This window comes from Nocardia wallacei, from assembly GCF_014466955.1.
GTDB lineage: Bacteria > Actinomycetota > Actinomycetes > Mycobacteriales > Mycobacteriaceae > Nocardia > Nocardia wallacei.
Window position 1 is genome coordinate 2,221,302 of sequence record NZ_AP023396.1, and the last position, 14,838, is coordinate 2,236,139.

13 protein-coding genes and 2 tRNA genes are annotated in these 14,838 nt (G+C 68.9%); 10 read left to right on the forward strand and 5 right to left on the reverse strand.

Annotated elements, in window-relative coordinates; all coding sequences use genetic code 11:
- Positions 1-76 precede the first annotated feature (76 nt).
- Positions 77-1,675 carry a phosphoglycerate dehydrogenase gene (gene serA / locus NWFMUON74_RS10055; protein ID WP_187687561.1) on the forward strand — a complete coding sequence of 533 codons (1,599 nt, stop codon included), beginning with the start codon at positions 77-79 and terminating at the stop codon, positions 1,673-1,675.
- A 120-nt stretch (positions 1,676-1,795) separates the two neighbouring features.
- Here serA and NWFMUON74_RS10060 read toward each other — a convergent pair whose 3' ends face one another.
- On the reverse strand, positions 1,796-2,668 hold the full coding sequence (locus tag NWFMUON74_RS10060) for a VOC family protein (RefSeq protein ID WP_187687562.1): 873 nt from the start codon (positions 2,666-2,668) through the stop codon (positions 1,796-1,798).
- 85 nt (positions 2,669-2,753) lie between these two features.
- Here NWFMUON74_RS10060 and NWFMUON74_RS10065 point away from each other — a divergent pair, with 85 nt between their 5' ends.
- The gene (locus tag NWFMUON74_RS10065) at positions 2,754-3,710 is read left to right on the forward strand and encodes an Lrp/AsnC family transcriptional regulator (RefSeq protein WP_187687563.1); all 957 of its coding nucleotides are present in this window, start codon (positions 2,754-2,756) and stop codon (positions 3,708-3,710) included.
- Between the two features lie 529 nt (positions 3,711-4,239).
- Complete coding sequence (locus tag NWFMUON74_RS10070; protein ID WP_187687564.1) at positions 4,240-5,247, forward strand: 3-isopropylmalate dehydrogenase; 1,008 nt, start codon at positions 4,240-4,242, stop codon at positions 5,245-5,247.
- Positions 5,248-5,481: 234 nt separating this feature from the next.
- Here NWFMUON74_RS10070 and NWFMUON74_RS10075 read toward each other — a convergent pair whose 3' ends face one another.
- On the reverse strand, positions 5,482-6,669 hold the full coding sequence (locus tag NWFMUON74_RS10075; RefSeq protein WP_187687565.1) for an MFS transporter: 1,188 nt from the start codon (positions 6,667-6,669) through the stop codon (positions 5,482-5,484).
- A gap of 172 nt (positions 6,670-6,841) precedes the next feature.
- Between NWFMUON74_RS10075 and NWFMUON74_RS10080 the strand changes: the two genes are divergently transcribed.
- From NWFMUON74_RS10080 to NWFMUON74_RS10095, 4 genes are all read left to right on the forward strand, one after another.
- Positions 6,842-7,615 carry a fumarylacetoacetate hydrolase family protein gene (locus NWFMUON74_RS10080; RefSeq protein WP_187687566.1) on the forward strand — a complete coding sequence of 258 codons (774 nt, stop codon included), beginning with the start codon at positions 6,842-6,844 and terminating at the stop codon, positions 7,613-7,615.
- A 14-nt stretch (positions 7,616-7,629) separates the two neighbouring features.
- A complete protein-coding gene (gene gltX, locus NWFMUON74_RS10085) occupies positions 7,630-9,090 on the forward strand; it encodes a glutamate--tRNA ligase (protein ID WP_187687567.1) in 1,461 nt (486 codons plus the stop codon).
- A 124-nt stretch (positions 9,091-9,214) separates the two neighbouring features.
- Positions 9,215-9,286 (forward strand) — tRNA-Gln (locus tag NWFMUON74_RS10090).
- Between the two features lie 113 nt (positions 9,287-9,399).
- Positions 9,400-9,472 (forward strand) — tRNA-Glu (locus NWFMUON74_RS10095).
- Positions 9,473-9,510: 38 nt separating this feature from the next.
- Here the strand turns inward: NWFMUON74_RS10095 and NWFMUON74_RS10100 are convergent.
- Complete coding sequence (locus NWFMUON74_RS10100) at positions 9,511-10,008, reverse strand: pyridoxamine 5'-phosphate oxidase family protein (protein ID WP_187687568.1); 498 nt, start codon at positions 10,006-10,008, stop codon at positions 9,511-9,513.
- A gap of 55 nt (positions 10,009-10,063) precedes the next feature.
- Positions 10,064-10,765 (reverse strand): IclR family transcriptional regulator, encoded by a 702-nt coding sequence (locus NWFMUON74_RS10105; protein ID WP_187687569.1) that lies wholly within the window; start codon positions 10,763-10,765, stop codon positions 10,064-10,066.
- Positions 10,766-10,878: 113 nt separating this feature from the next.
- On the opposite strand from NWFMUON74_RS10105, the gene leuC reads away from it, so the two are divergent.
- From leuC to NWFMUON74_RS10120, 3 genes are all read left to right on the forward strand, one after another.
- Positions 10,879-12,303, forward strand: a complete 1,425-nt coding sequence (gene leuC, locus NWFMUON74_RS10110; RefSeq protein WP_187687570.1) for a 3-isopropylmalate dehydratase large subunit — start codon at positions 10,879-10,881, stop codon at positions 12,301-12,303.
- Positions 12,304-12,337: 34 nt separating this feature from the next.
- Entirely contained in the window at positions 12,338-12,946 is a 609-nt protein-coding gene (gene leuD, locus NWFMUON74_RS10115) for a 3-isopropylmalate dehydratase small subunit (protein ID WP_187687571.1), read from the forward strand.
- A gap of 156 nt (positions 12,947-13,102) precedes the next feature.
- Entirely contained in the window at positions 13,103-13,762 is a 660-nt protein-coding gene (locus NWFMUON74_RS10120) for an HU family DNA-binding protein (RefSeq protein WP_187687572.1), read from the forward strand.
- Between the two features lie 78 nt (positions 13,763-13,840).
- Here NWFMUON74_RS10120 and NWFMUON74_RS10125 read toward each other — a convergent pair whose 3' ends face one another.
- Positions 13,841-14,809 (reverse strand): NUDIX hydrolase, encoded by a 969-nt coding sequence (locus NWFMUON74_RS10125; protein WP_232110940.1) that lies wholly within the window; start codon positions 14,807-14,809, stop codon positions 13,841-13,843.
- Between the last annotated feature and the right edge of the window lie 29 nt (positions 14,810-14,838).

A 14,838-nucleotide genomic window follows, 5' to 3' on the forward strand; every position in this document is an offset into this window, starting at 1 on the left:
TACCCGAGCCCGGAATCCGGCCCATTAAGCTGGGCGGCGGTAAATGCCGATCCCCATTCCCCAGGAGTGCCGCACAGTGAGCCAACATGGCCGTCCCGTAGTTCTGATCGCCGACAAGCTCGCCCAGTCGACCGTCGATGCGCTCGGTGACGGTGTCGAGGTGCGCTGGGTAGACGGCCCGAACCGGCCCGAGCTGCTGGCCGCCGTGCCCGAGGCGGACGCACTGCTGGTGCGCTCGGCCACCACCGTCGACGCCGAGGTGCTCGAGGCCGGGAAGAACCTGAAGATCGTCGCCCGCGCCGGTGTCGGCCTGGACAATGTCGACGTGCCCGCGGCCACCGAGCGCGGGGTCATGGTGGTCAACGCGCCCACCTCGAACATCCACACCGCCGCCGAGCACGCCGTCACGCTGCTGCTGTCGGCCGCCCGCCAGATTCCGGCCGCCGACGCCACCCTGCGCGAGCACACCTGGAAGCGCAGCAAGTTCAACGGCGTCGAGATCTTCGGCAAGACCGTCGGCGTGGTCGGCCTGGGCCGCATCGGCCAGCTGTTCGCCGCACGCCTGGCGGCATTCGAGACCAAGATCATCGCGTATGACCCCTACGTGTCGCCCGCGCGGGCCGCGCAGCTGGGCATCGAGCTGGTGTCGCTGGACGAACTGCTGCAGCGCGCCGACCTGATCTCGGTGCACCTGCCCAAGACGCCGGAGACCAAGGGCCTGTTCTCCAAGGAGAAGCTGGCGCTGACCAAGCCGGGCGTCATCATCGTCAACGCCGCCCGCGGCGGGCTCATCGACGAGCAGGCCCTCGCCGACGCCATCACCTCCGGCCACGTGCGGGCCGCCGGTATCGATGTCTACGAGACCGAGCCGTGCACCGACAGCCCGCTGTTCGAGCTGCCGCAGGTTGTCGTCACGCCGCACCTGGGCGCGTCCACCGCCGAGGCGCAGGACCGGGCGGGCACCGATGTCGCCAAGTCCGTGCTGCTGGCGCTGGCGGGCGAGTTCGTGCCGGGCGCGGTGAACGTGACCGGTGGCGCGGTGGGCGAGGAGGTCGCGCCGTGGCTCGAGATCGTGCGCAAGCAGGGCGTGCTGCTGGGCGCGCTGGCCAGCGAGCTGCCGGTCAGCCTGGAGGTCGTGGTGCGCGGCGAGTTGTCCTCGGAAGACGTTGCGGTGCTGGAGCTTTCGGCGCTGCGCGGTATCTTCACGGCGCTGGTCGAGGATCCGGTCACCTTCGTCAACGCACCGCAGCTGGCCAAGGACCGCGGTATCGAGGCGTCGGTCTCCACCGTTTCGGAGAGCCCCTCGCACCGCAGCCTCGTCGACCTGCGCGCGGTGTTCGGTGACGGCGCGACCCTGAACGTGGCCGGGACGCTGACCGAGCCGCAGCAGGTTCAGAAGATCGTCAACATCAACGGCCGCAACTACGACATGCGCGCCGAGGGCCTCAACCTGGCCGTGCTCAACTACGACGACCGCCCGGGCGCGCTGGGCCGCATCGGCACCAAGCTCGGGGAGGCCGACATCGACATCCAGGCCGCGCAGCTGAGCCAGGACGTCGACAAGGAGGGCGCCACCGTGGTGCTGCGCGTCAACAAGGAGGTTCCGGCCGACGTCCAGGCCGCGATCGCCGAGGCCGTGGGCGCGGCCAAGGTCGCCCAGGTCGACCTGAGCTGAGATCACGAGACATCGCAGGGCCGCCGACACCACCCGCGCGGGTGGCGTCGGTGGCCCGTTCGTCTTGCGCGGGAACGGAACTCACCTCGGCGGTCGGATTGCCGTCCATCGCGACGTTGTTCACCCCGTGAAGAACAGCCCGGCGCCGAAGGCGTCGCGGGCCGAGACGAAGAAGCCATCGGGGGTGGTGCGCGTCGCGATCGCGGCGTTGTCCACGACCTCGCGCGCCCGATAGACATCGGCGACGCGGATCGTCATCGCGGCGAGATACGAACCGGACGGTGCGGGCTCGCCGGGAAGCAGCGCCTCGGCGTCGCCGGAGCGGACGATCTCCAGCCGGGCACCGCCGACGTCCACCAGCGCGAGGGGTCCCTCCTGGTCGGCGGGGCGGCCCGAGATACGCGCGTAGCGGTCGACCACGGTGTCGAACACGGCGGGGTCGGCGACGATCAATACCGCGCCGATCCCGCGCGCCCCGTTCTCGTGCCCGAGATAGCGCGGCTGATGGACGTATTCGCGCGTGAGATGTTGCGCGACACCGAGATACCCCTCCGGCGTCGCCCGCGGGTCCACGTGCACCGCGCGGGCCCGCAGGGTGCGCGGGCCGGAGGCGGTGTCCACGGCGCGCTCCAGGTCCAGCACGCCGGAGGTGGTCAGCCCGATCTCGCGCAGCCGGGCGTCCGCCGCGTCCGCGTCGCCGGTTTCGAGGTTGAGCAGGCGGAAACCCTCGTACTCGGCGGCCATCGCCCGCGTGTGCCACGGATCGGGCGCGGCGTCGTCGACGATGCCGAGCAGTTCGATGTAGGAGTCACCGAACACTGCGCACCGATTGGCCGTGCAGCCGGGGACCGGCGGTTTCCCGGGTTCGGCGGCGAGCAGGTGACGTGAGCGTGGGCTGAGGGTGAAACCCAGCGACTCGTAACGCTTCTCGAGCGTGTCGAGATCGCGGGTGAGCAGGCCGGCGTGGTGGAAACCGTCGAGATGTTCGTTCATGACGCCAATCCTCGAGCGCGGTGCCGGGCGGGGCGAGAAATCGCGAGGGCTACGCCGGAATCCGACACTGTAGTAGCGTCGGCTGGTGGATTCGGTCGAACTCGACGGCGTCGCCTCGGCGCTGGTGCACGCTCTGCAGGTCGACGGGCGGGCGCCGTTCAGCCGAATCGCCGACGTGCTCGGGGTCTCCGATCGGACCGTGGCCCGCCGCTTCGGCCGGCTGCGCGCGCACGGCTTGGTCCGGGTCACGGGCGTGCCGGACAGCGACCGCACCGGATACGCGGAATGGCTGGTGCGCTTGCGGACCCGTCCGGGCAGTGCCGCGCTGGTCGCGCGGGAGCTGGCCCGGCGGCAGGACAGTTCGTGGGTCACGGTGCTCTCCGGCGGCACCGAGGTGGTGGCCGTGATCCGGGTCGAGGGCGAACAGCCGTTGCCGACGCGGGTGCTGACCGGACATGCCCAGGTCGATGCCGTCGACGCGCAACGTCTGCTGCGCCACCTCACCGCCCGGCGCTGGCCCGGCCGCACCCGCGCGCTGACTCCCGAACAGGTCGCCGCCCTGCGAATTCCGGAGCCGGAGACCTCCGGCGCTGTGGTCCTGACCGATCTGGACCGGCGGCTGCTCGTCGCGTTGCGGCTCGACGGGCGCGCGGACTTTCCGAGCCTGGCCCGGGCGACGGGATGGTCCGAGTCGGCGGTGCGGCGCCGCGTCGACGAGCTCCGCCGCCGCGGCGTCGTTCGCTTCGACGTGGAGATCGACGCGGCCACACTGGGATTCGCGGTGCAGGCGATCCTGTGGTTGACCGTATCGCCCGCCCGGCTCGCCGCCGTCGCCGATCAGCTGAACGCCCACACCGAGGTGGCGTTCGCGGGCGCCACGACCGGCCCGCACAATCTCGTCGTGCTCGTAGTGTGCCGCACCGCGAGCGACCTGTTCGACTACCTGTCGACCACGATCGGCCGCATCCCCGGCATCGAGCGAGTCGAATCGGCCGCCCTCACCACCATCGTCAAACGCACCGCCCCGCCTCGGCTGCCCTGATCACCATCGTGACACCTGCGCACCGCTTCGGCGGCCCTCACCACGATCGTGACACCTGCGCACCGCTTCGGCGGCCCTCACCACGATCGTGACACCTGCGCACTGCCTCGGCGGCCCTCACCACGATCGTGAAACGCGCGCACCGCTTCGGCTACCCTCACCGCCGTCGTGACGCGCCGCATCGCGTCGGCGTCCTTCGCCGCCAAGGTGAAACGCGCGCACCCGCGTCCGCTGCCTTTCCCCACCTTCGTGAAATGCGCGCATCCCTTCGGCTGCCGTTTACTACCCATTGCGCAACGCGCGCATCCCTGTGGATGCCCGCGCCACCCATGTGAAACGCGCGCACTGCCTCGGCGGCCCTCATCACCATCGTGGAACGCGCCGCATCGCTAGGGCCGCGCCGGTCGGTTGGCCCGGCGATTCCAGTATGCGGGACCGGCTTGCCCTGGTGAACGCGGGAATCGGGGTAGCGGATAGGGTGTCGATGCTTGTGAGCCCGGCCGCACGAACGAAACGGAGCCTTGGTCAAATGAAGCTGGCTGTCATCCCCGGTGACGGAATCGGGCCCGAGGTCATCGCGGAGGCGCTGAAGGTGCTCGACGTGGTCGTGCCCGGCGTCGAGCGGACCCACTACGACCTGGGCGCGAAGCGCTACCACGCGACCGGCGAGGTGCTGCCGGACAATGTGCTGCCCGAATTGAAGCAGCACGACGCGATTCTGCTGGGCGCGATCGGCGACCCGTCCGTGCCGAGTGGCGTCCTCGAGCGCGGCCTGCTGCTGCGCACCCGTTTCGCGCTCGACCACCACGTGAATCTGCGGCCGTCCAAGCTGTACCCGGGCGTGACCAGTCCGCTCGCGGGCAACCCGGACATCGACTTCGTGGTGGTGCGCGAGGGCACCGAGGGGCCCTACACGGGCACCGGCGGCGCGATCCGCGTGGAGACGCCGCACGAGGTCGCCACCGAGGTCAGCACCAACACCCGGTTCGGCATCGAACGCGTGGTCCGCTACGCCTTCGCCAAGGCGCGGCAGCGGCGCAAGCACCTCACCCTGGTGCACAAGACCAATGTGCTCAGCTTCGCCGGTTCGCTGTGGCAGCGCACCGTGAGCGAGGTCGGCGCCGAATACCCGGACATCGAGGTGGCTTACCAGCACATCGATGCCGCCACCATCCACATGGTCAACGACCCGGGCCGCTTCGACGTGATCGTCACCGACAACCTGTTCGGCGACATCATCACCGACCTGGCCGCCGCGGTGTCCGGTGGTATCGGCCTGGCCGCCTCGGGCAACATCGACGCCTCCGGCGCCAACCCGAGCATGTTCGAGCCGGTGCACGGCAGCGCGCCCGACATCGCCGGGCAGTCCAAGGCCGACCCGACCGCGGCCATCCTCTCGGTGTCCCTGCTCCTCACCCACCTCGGCAACACCGAAGCGGCCACCCGCATCGAGTCCGCCGTGGCCAAGGACCTGGCCTCCCGCACCGGCACGGCCTCCACCGTGGAGATCGGCGACCGCATCGCCGCGGCTCTGTAGGACCTGGCGGGCGATCGAGTCCCCGCCGCCCTCGTGATCGAAGGCGGCGGGATCGGTGTGCCGCCGGACCGGCGCGAGCCGCCGAATGCGCAGGCGGACGCGGTTTCCGAATCGGCGTGCCTCGATTGTGTTGCCACACTTGAAGGTTCATCCTGACGCACGCCGGTTCGGTTCGGCGCCAACGATCTTCGCCGCCCCGCTTCCGCACGCACGTTCGTGCTCGCCGCTCCGGTGTCAGACGGATTTTCCACGCCGAGCGAGCGGGACCAATGGGATTGCCGCGGTGGCTATTACGGCGGTGACCAAGTAGGTCGCGGGGAAGCCGGAGACGGTGATCAGTGCGCCGAACAAGGGGGCGATGGCCGCGGAGGCCAGGTTCTGGCCGGTGTTCTGGACGCCCAGGCCGCGGCCGCTCCAGTACGGTCCGGCGATCTCGGCGACGGCGGTGAAGGCCAGGCCGTTGTCGGCGACGGTGATGACCGAGGCCGCCACCAGGATCGGGATCGCCGCCCACCACCAGTGCAGCCAGGACGCGATCGCCAACGCGCACATGGAGATCGCCGCCGCGACCGCCACCGTGCGCAGCGGGCGCAGGCGGCTGCCGACCCGGTCGGACCAGACTCCCGCGCCGATGCGGCCCGCCGCGCCCAGCAACTGCGTGCCGGTGACCAGGACACCGGCCGCGGCCAGGGACAGCCCGACATCGCGGTGCAGCCACAGCAGCGCGAACGTCCAGACGGTGGCCTGCGGAATCACCAAAAGTACCGATACCGCGTGGATTCGCCACAGCGTCGCGTCACCACGGTATGGATTGGCGGGCCGCTCGCCGCCGGACAGTCTCGGGCGCGGCGGGTCGATGATCCCGACCGCGCAGCCCACCGCGGCCATCCCCGCCATGGCCGCCGGCACCAGGATCGCGGTGGAAAACCCGTGTGCCGCAGCGACGGCCGGGATCGTCAGCGCCGCGACCGCGACGCCCAGCGGCTGCGCCGTCTGCCGGATGCCCATCGCCAGACCGCGCTGATTCGGCGGGAACCAGCCGACGATCACCCGGCCGCTGGCGCCGTTCGTGGCCCCCGCGCCCATGCCCGCCGCGAACAACAGCGCCCCCAGGGCAACGTAGTTGGTGACCGTCGCCGCGGCCACGCCCGCGACGCACATCACCACCGGCCCCGCCACCAGCACCGCGCGCTCGCCGAGCCGGTCGACGGCGTACCCCCACGCGATCAGGGTGCACACCAGCCCGACGGTCGGCATCGCCACCAGCAGACCCGCTGTCGCCAAAGACATTCCGCGGTCGGTCAGCTCCGGCAGCAGGAACGGCGTGCCGTGCACGATGACCGCGCTGGAGCTCTGCGCGAAGACCCCGAGGGCGAGCATGATCCACCGCCGGGTCGCGTGCGACGGGGTCACGGTAGCCATGCCTCCACCTCCGAATCTCATATATTGGGAACTGGGTCTTACTGTGTGAACACCGTGTCACGGTACACCCGGCCGGGAGACGAAGCCACCACCGGTGGCCGGTCGACGTGCCGGGCCGCTCGGCAGACCACCCGGTCCGGCGCATACCACGAGGTGGATAGACTGTCGAGCCATGCGCCTAGGTCGAGTTGCCAGCCCCGATGGAGTCGCGTTCGTCAGCATCGAGGGATCGAGTTCGGACGCGGTGGCCAGGGAGATCGCCGAGCACCCGTTCGGCACGCCGACGTTCACCGGCCGCAGCTGGCCGGTGGCCGACGTGCGGCTGCTGGCCCCGATCCTCGCCAGCAAGGTGGTGTGTGTCGGCAAGAACTACGCGGCGCACGCGCGGGAGATGGGCGGTGAGGCCCCGGCGGATCCGGTGATCTTCCTCAAGCCGAACACCGCCATCGTGGGCCCGAATGTGCCGATTGTGCTGCCGCCCAGTTCCTCTCAGGTCGACTACGAGGGCGAACTGGCCGTCGTGATCGGCCGCCCGTGCAAGGACGTTCCCGCCGCCCGCGCCCGGGACGTGATCCTGGGGTACACCGCCGCCAACGACGTCACCGCCCGGGACCAGCAGCGGCACGACGGCCAGTGGACCCGTGGCAAGGGCTACGACACCTTCTGCCCGCTCGGCCCGTGGATCGAGACCGACCTCGACCCGGCCGATCTGGAAATCACCACCGAACTCGACGGTGAGGTGCGCCAGCGCAGCCGGACTTCGCTTCTGCTGCACGATATCCCGAAGCTGATCGAATGGGTCACCACGGTCATGACGCTGTTGCCGGGTGACGTGATCCTCACCGGCACACCGGAAGGTGTAGGACCGATGCAGGATGGGCAAACCGTCTCCGTGACGGTAGAGGGCATCGGCACCCTCACCAATCCCGTTGCCGCCAAACGTTGATCGAGAGAAGGAACATGTCTGACGTACGGGTCCGATTCTGCCCGTCACCGACCGGCACGCCGCACGTCGGCCTGATCCGGACGGCGCTGTTCAACTGGGCCTACGCCCGTCACCACGGCGGCGCCTTCGTGTTCCGCATCGAAGACACCGATGCCGCACGCGATTCCGAGGAATCCTATGCCGCGCTGCTCGACGCGCTGCGCTGGCTCGGGCTCACCTGGGACGAGGGCCCGGAGGTCGGCGGTCCGTACGGTCCGTACCGGCAGTCGCTGCGCCGTGAGATCCATCTCGACGTGGTGCGGCGTTTGCTGGCTGCCGGGGAGGCCTACGAATCCTTCTCCACGCCAGCCGAAGTCGAGGAGCGCCACCGTGCCGCCGGTCGCGATCCCAAGCTGGGGTACGACAACTTCGATCGTGATCTGACGCCCGAGCAGATCGCCGCCTACCGGGCGGAGGGCCGCCCGGCGGTGGTCCGGCTGCGCATGCCCGACCACGACCTGTCCTGGAACGATCTGGTGCGCGGCGAAACCACCTTCAAGGCGGGCACCGTGCCGGATTTCGCGCTCACCCGCGGCACCGGTGATCCGCTCTACACGCTGGTGAATCCGGTCGACGACGCGTCGATGAAGATCACCCATGTGTTGCGTGGCGAGGACATTCTCTCGTCCACTCCGCGGCAGATAGCGCTGTACGAGGCGCTGCAGCGGATCGGGGTGGCGGAGTTCACCCCGCAGTTCGGGCATCTGCCGTTCGTGATGGGGCAGGGCAACAAGAAGTTGTCCAAGCGTGATCCCGAGTCGAATCTGTTCGTCCACCGCGACCGCGGATTCATCCCGGAGGGTTTGCTGAATTACCTGGCATTGCTGGGTTGGAGCCTCACCGACGATCGTGACGTCTTCTCCATGACGGAGATGGTCGAGGCCTTCGATATATCGAAAGTAAATTCGAATCCGGCGCGCTTCGACCAGAAGAAGGCGGACGCGATCAACGCAGAGCACATTCGTTTGCTGGAGCCCGGCGATTTCACGCGGCGACTGCGCGACTACCTGACCGCGCACAACCACATCGGCGCCGAAGTGGACGAAGCGCTTTTCGCAACCGCGGCCGAGTTGGTGCAGACCCGGATCGTGGTGCTCGGTGACGCATGGGAGCTGCTGAAGTTCCTGTTCGTGCCCGACGGGGAGTTCGTGATCGACCCGGCCGCGGCGGAAAAGAATCTCGGTCCCGATGCCGCGCCGGTGGTGCGGGCCGCCATCGCCGCGCTGGAGGGCGTTTCGGAGTGGACGGCGGCAGGGCTGGAAAGCGCGCTGAAAACGGCGCTGGTGGACGACCTGGGCCTCAAACCGCGCAAGGCCTTCGCGCCGGTGCGGGTCGCGGTGACCGGATCGCACATCAGCCCGCCGCTGTACGAGTCGCTGGAGTTGCTGGGACGCGAGACCACGATGCGGCGGCTGCGGGCGGCCGTTCCGGCGTAGCGCGCCCGCGAAACGGCTTCTGACCTGACGATTTGTAGGTTTCGGGGAGGTGTTTGGTAATCTTTCTCTCGGCCCGGAACGAGGTCCTCTCCCCGCCAGGGAGCTGGCTGAAAGCCCAGGTCATTGGGGTATGGTGTAATTGGCAACACAGCTGATTCTGGTTCAGCCATTCTAGGTTCGAGTCCTGGTACCCCAGCGGAGCGTGTTGATTCGACTTGGTTCGCGGTCGAGACGGACGACACCTGGCGATTTGTTTCGCCGGGCTCCGGCCGGTTAAGCTGGCCGAGCCTCCTCGGAGACGATCCTCCTGGCCCCGTCGTCTAGCGGCCTAGGACGCCGCCCTCTCAAGGCGGTAGCGCGGGTTCAAATCCCGTCGGGGCTACTGAAACCCTCCAGCTCGTGAGCTGGAGGGTTTTCTCGTCAATTCTGCGGCCAGGTGCTGCCGCCCGGCGGCAGCTCGGGCAGTCCCAGCTTGCGGTGATCCCAGCTGCGGGTGCGCTCGGGTACCACCCGGATCGCCACGCGCTTGTTCAGCATCGCCTCCACCATCGGGCGGACCTCCTCGCTGTACGGGCCGGTGTAGCGCTCCCAGACGCTCACTCCGACCCGGAACAGCGCCTCCGCGTCGTCGACGATCTCCGCCCGCCCCTCGATCGAGACCCCGCGCAGCTGGTCGTAGGTGTCGCCGGCCTCCACGAGCACCGTCACGCGCGGATCGCGGCGGATGTTGACGGCCTTCTGGGACTTGGCCTTGGTCTCGAACCAGATCGCGCCGTCGACCAGCCCGTACCACATGGCGGTCAGGTGCGGCAGGCCCGACTTGCCCAGCGTGGCCAGCGTGATGATGCGGCTGCGCTCGAGGAAATCGGCGATCTCCGCATCGGACATGACGATCTGCGCGCGTTGATTAGCTCCCATGGGCCGACTGTACTTTACGGCGTATGGCCTACGTCACCGTCGGCGGCTCGCGCGGTCAGAGCCGCTTGTGCAGGGCGTCGGCGGCCGCCACGAGATCTGCCGCCCACCGGGCGCCCGGCCGCCTGCCCATCCGATCGATCGGGCCCGACACCGAGACCGCGGCGACCACTGCGCCGGCCGAATCGCGCACGGGCGCCGAGACGCTCGCGACCCCGGCCGCGCGCTCGGCGGCGCTCTGCGCCCAGCCGCGGCGGCGCACCTCGGCCAGCGCCCGCTCGCCGAACACGGCATCCAGCAGCACACCGCGCTGCAACTCCGGATCGGCCCAGGCCAGCAGCACCTTCGCCGCCGAGCCCGCGGTGAGCGGCAGCCGGGCGCCGACCGGCACGGTGTCGCGCAGCCCCGACGTGGGTTCCAGGGCGGCGACGCAGATGCGCGAGTGGCCGTCGAGCCGGTAGAGCTGCACACTCTCCCCGGTGATCTCACGCAGGCGGGGCAGGATGGCCGTCGCGGCCTCCAGCAGCGGGTCCTCCGCGGCGGTGGCCAGCTCCGACAGCGCGGGGCCGGGCCGCCACAATCCATTGACGTCGCGGGCGAGCATGCGGTGCACCTCGAGCCCGACGGCGAGCCGGTGCGCCGTGGCGCGGGGCAGGCCGGTGCGGGCACACAACTCGTTGAGGCCACAGGGCTGCTCGGCCGCCGCGTAGAGCACGGCCATGGCTTTGTCGAGCACCCCGATACCGCTATGCTGTCTCATAGAACGATATTAACGTCTCGCATGTTGGGATAGTCAAACGTCCTGCGCCGCGCCGGTGCGCGGGAGCCGCGACAGCGAAGCCGGCGCGATCAGACACAGAAAGGTGACGAAGGATGGCCGAGCGGCCACGCACTCTGGCGGAGAAGGTCTGGGAGCAGCACGTCGTCGCGCGCGGCGCGGGGGAGGGCGAGGCGCGCGAACCGGACCTCATCTATATCGACCTGCACCTGGTGCACGAGGTGACCAGCCCGCAGGCCTTCGACGGCCTGCGCGCGGCCGGGCGTCCGGTCCGGCGGCCCGATCTCACCATCGCCACCGAGGACCACAACGTCCCGACCGTCGACATCGACAAGCCGATCGCCGACCCGGTTTCCCGCACCCAGGTCGAGACGCTGCGGCGCAATTGCGAGGAGTTCGGGGTCCGGCTGTACCCGATGGGCGATCTCGAGCAGGGGATCGTGCACGTGGTCGGCCCGCAGCTGGGTCTGACCCAGCCGGGAATGACCGTGGTGTGCGGTGATTCGCACACCTCCACGCACGGCGCGTTCGGCGCGATCGCGATGGGCATCGGCACCAGCGAGGTCGAGCACGTGCTGGCCACCCAGACGCTGTCGCTGCGGCCGTTCAAGACCATGGCGATCAACATCGACGGGCAACTGCCGCCCGGCGTCACGAGCAAGGACGTGATCCTGGCCGTGATCGCGCAGATCGGCACCGGCGGCGGCCAGGGCTACGTGCTGGAGTACCGGGGCGAGGCCGTGCGGGCCATGTCCATGGAGGCGCGGATGACCATGTGCAACATGTCCATCGAGGCCGGAGCCCGCGCGGGCATGGTGGCCCCCGACGAGGTCACCTACGAATTCCTGAAGGGCCGCCCGCACGCACCGCAGGGCGCGGACTGGGACGCCGCGGTCGCCGCCTGGGAGGCGTTGAAGACCGACGAGGGCGCGGAATTCGACGCCGAGGTGCACATCGACGCTTCCACGCTGACTCCGTTCGTCACCTGGGGCACCAATCCCGGTCAGGGCGCGCCGCTGGGCGCGGCCGTGCCGGATCCCGCCGATATCTCCGACGAGACGGCGCGGGAATCGGCCGAGAAGGCACTGCGATACATGGATTTGGAGCCCGGAACTCCGCTTCGCGAGGTCGAGGTGGATACGGTATTCGTCGGCTCGTGTACCAACGGCCGTATCGAGGATCTGCGCGCCGTGGCCGAGGTATTGCAAGGTCGCAAGGTCGCCGAGGGCGTCCGGATGTTGATCGTGCCGGGTTCGATGCGGGTGCGCGCGCAGGCCGAATCCGAGGGATTGGGCGAGATTTTCACCGCGGCCGGTGCGGAATGGCGGCAGGCGGGCTGCTCGATGTGCCTGGGAATGAATCCCGATCAGCTTTCCCCCGGTCAGCGCTGCGCCTCGACTTCGAACCGGAACTTCGAGGGCAGGCAGGGCAAAGGCGGCCGTACACACCTGGTTTCGCCGCTGGTCGCGGCCGCCACGGCGGTGCGCGGAACGCTGTCCTCACCTGCGGATCTGAACTGATCGGCCGATTTTCACGGACTTTGGAGGAGAACTCATGGAACCGTTCAAGGTACACAAGGGGATCGGCGTTCCGCTGCGGCGATCCAACGTCGACACCGATCAGATCATCCCGGCGGTCTATCTGAAGCGCGTCACCCGAACGGGATTCGAGGACGGGCTGTTCTCGGCATGGCGGTCGGATCCGACCTTCATTTTGAACACCGAGCCCTACAACCGGGGATCTGTCCTGGTGGCGGGTCCGGATTTCGGCACCGGCTCCTCGCGCGAGCACGCCGTTTGGGCGCTGATGGACTACGGCTTCCGGGTGGTGATCTCGTCGCGCTTCGCGGACATCTTCCGGGGCAACGCCGGCAAGGGCGGCCTGGTGGCCGCTCGGATGTCACAACATGATGTCGAATTGCTCTGGAAGTTGCTCGAGGAACAGCCCGGACTGGAATTGACGGTCGATCTCGGGGCGCGCACGGTGGCCGCTGGAACCACCGTGTTGCCCTTCGATATTGACGACTACACCAGGTGGCGCCTGCTCGAGGGCCTGGACGACATCGGACTGACACTCCGGCAGGAAGGCGCCATCAGTGCCTTCGAAAAGGCAAGGCCGGCATGGAAACCCACCACCATTCCGGACGCTATTTCGCAGGCGTAAACAGTCGGGGGTGTTAGCTGGGAGCTACCAATCACGGTTGCTGCGCGTGTGCCACGCCACATGAAATTTGGCGTGGCACATAGACTCTTGCCCATTGAGGGTTTACCGTGGTACCTAGTCGGTCCGACGACGGGCCATTAGTCTGCGGAGGATTCAATGAACAAGGCGGAACTGATCGACGTTCTGACCGAAAAGTTGGGTACTGACAGGCGCACGGCCACTGCGGCAGTCGAGCAGATTGTCGACACGATCGTGCGCGCGGTGAACAAGGGTCAGAGTGTCACCATCACCGGATTCGGTGTGTTCGAACAGCGCAAGCGCGCGGCGCGGGTGGCGCGTAACCCCCGCACCGGCGAAACCGTGAAGGTGAAGCCCACTTCGGTGCCGGCTTTCCGGCCGGGCGCGCAGTTCAAGGCGATCATCGCGGGTAAGCAGAAGATCGCCGCGGCCGGTCCGGCCGTGAAACGTGGTGTGGCAGCGCCGGTGTCGGGTGCGGCCAAGAAGACGACGGCCAAGAAGACCGCCGCCAAGAAGACGACGGCGAAGAAGACCGCCGCCAAGAAGGCCCCGGCCAAGAAGGCCCCGGCCGCCAAGAAGACCACCACGGCCAAGAAGACCACGGCCAAGAAGGCCCCGGCCAAGAAGACCGCGACCGCCAAGAAGACCACGGCCGCGAAGAAGACCACGGTCAAGAAGGCGGCTCCGGCCAAGAAGACGGCCACCAAGGCCACCGCGAAGAAGACGGCGGCCAAGAAGGCCCCGGCGAAGAAGACCGCCGCCAAGCGCACCGCTGCCAAGCGGACCACGCGCCGCTGACGGCTCCCCACGCGAAAGCGGCCCCGGCCATCAGGCCGGGGCCGCTTCGTTGTGCGCGGTTCGTCGGGCGGGGCAGGTTTAACGTGCTTCGTCCGTGGAACTCGTTCCGCCCCGCCCGGATTCGTGCCTGTGGCCGTGCACGCGCAGGGCCTTGTCGAGGTGGTCGGCGGCCACCAGGCGGCCGTCCGCGACCGAGAGCACCCACAGGCTGCCCTTGCGGTTGCGCGCGGGCGGCAGTGTGACACCGTCGATTTCGGCCCAGCGCCGCAGCAGCGGGGGAATCACCTTGCCCTGACTGCAAATCGTGCGCACGACCGGGGCGGACACCAGCTCGCGCACGCGCGCCAGCGCCTCGTCCGGTGCTGCGGCATAACCGCTTTCGGACAGCAGCGGCTCCAGCTCGATCTCGACGCCGAGGGACTCCGCGAGCGGGGCCATCGTCTGCACGCAACGCAGCGGCGGCGCCGAATGAATCTCGGCGGCACCGAATGCCAGCAGATTGGGGGTCAGTGCCGCCGCCTGATCGCGGCCCGCCTTCTCCAGCGGACGTTCGTCGTCGGGGCCGCGGAAACGCTCGCGCCGGCCCGCCTTGCCGTGACGCACCAGCAGCAGCGTGGCGGTGTCGGGCGGCAGCCGCAGGAAATTGCGCACCATGGTGCGATCCATCGGGTAAGACAGCTGATCCATCACGCGGTCGACGCGGTGCCACCGCAACTGATCGACCTCCGAATTGGGCACGAAGGCGCCCTCGGCGACCGACGCGGCCCAGTAGTCCACTCGCTTGAGTTTCCGATGCCCGGTAACCGGATAGGTCACGTGACCGAGATAGCGGCTCAGGCGGCTGTGCAGCCCCGTTTCCTCGGCCACCTCGCGCACGGCGGTCACCATCGGGGTCTCGCCGGGGTCGATCTTTCCCTTCGGCAGTGACCAGTCGTCGTATTTCGGGCGGTGCACGAGCGCCACCTCGATCGCGTCGCCGCCCGGCGCCCGGCGCCACAACACCGCGCCCGCGGCGAGAATATTGGCCTTCACCCGGGGATCGGACACCCCGACGTCCTCGAAATCCTGTGTAGCCG

Excerpts from the sequence above, each read along its gene's own strand:
- NWFMUON74_RS10060 (WP_187687562.1), bottom strand. The coding sequence starts at position 2,668 with ATGAACGAACATCTCGACGGTTTCCACCACGCCGGCCTGCTCACCCGC.
- NWFMUON74_RS10070 (WP_187687564.1), top strand. The coding sequence starts at position 4,240 with ATGAAGCTGGCTGTCATCCCCGGTGACGGAATCGGGCCCGAGGTCATC.
- NWFMUON74_RS10075 (WP_187687565.1), bottom strand. The coding sequence starts at position 6,669 with ATGGCTACCGTGACCCCGTCGCACGCGACCCGGCGGTGGATCATGCTC.
- NWFMUON74_RS10080 (WP_187687566.1), top strand. The coding sequence starts at position 6,842 with ATGCGCCTAGGTCGAGTTGCCAGCCCCGATGGAGTCGCGTTCGTCAGC.
- gltX (WP_187687567.1), top strand. The coding sequence starts at position 7,630 with ATGTCTGACGTACGGGTCCGATTCTGCCCGTCACCGACCGGCACGCCG.
- NWFMUON74_RS10100 (WP_187687568.1), bottom strand. The coding sequence starts at position 10,008 with ATGGGAGCTAATCAACGCGCGCAGATCGTCATGTCCGATGCGGAGATC.
- NWFMUON74_RS10105 (WP_187687569.1), bottom strand. The coding sequence starts at position 10,765 with ATGAGACAGCATAGCGGTATCGGGGTGCTCGACAAAGCCATGGCCGTG.
- leuC (WP_187687570.1), top strand. The coding sequence starts at position 10,879 with ATGGCCGAGCGGCCACGCACTCTGGCGGAGAAGGTCTGGGAGCAGCAC.
- leuD (WP_187687571.1), top strand. The coding sequence starts at position 12,338 with ATGGAACCGTTCAAGGTACACAAGGGGATCGGCGTTCCGCTGCGGCGA.
- NWFMUON74_RS10120 (WP_187687572.1), top strand. The coding sequence starts at position 13,103 with ATGAACAAGGCGGAACTGATCGACGTTCTGACCGAAAAGTTGGGTACT.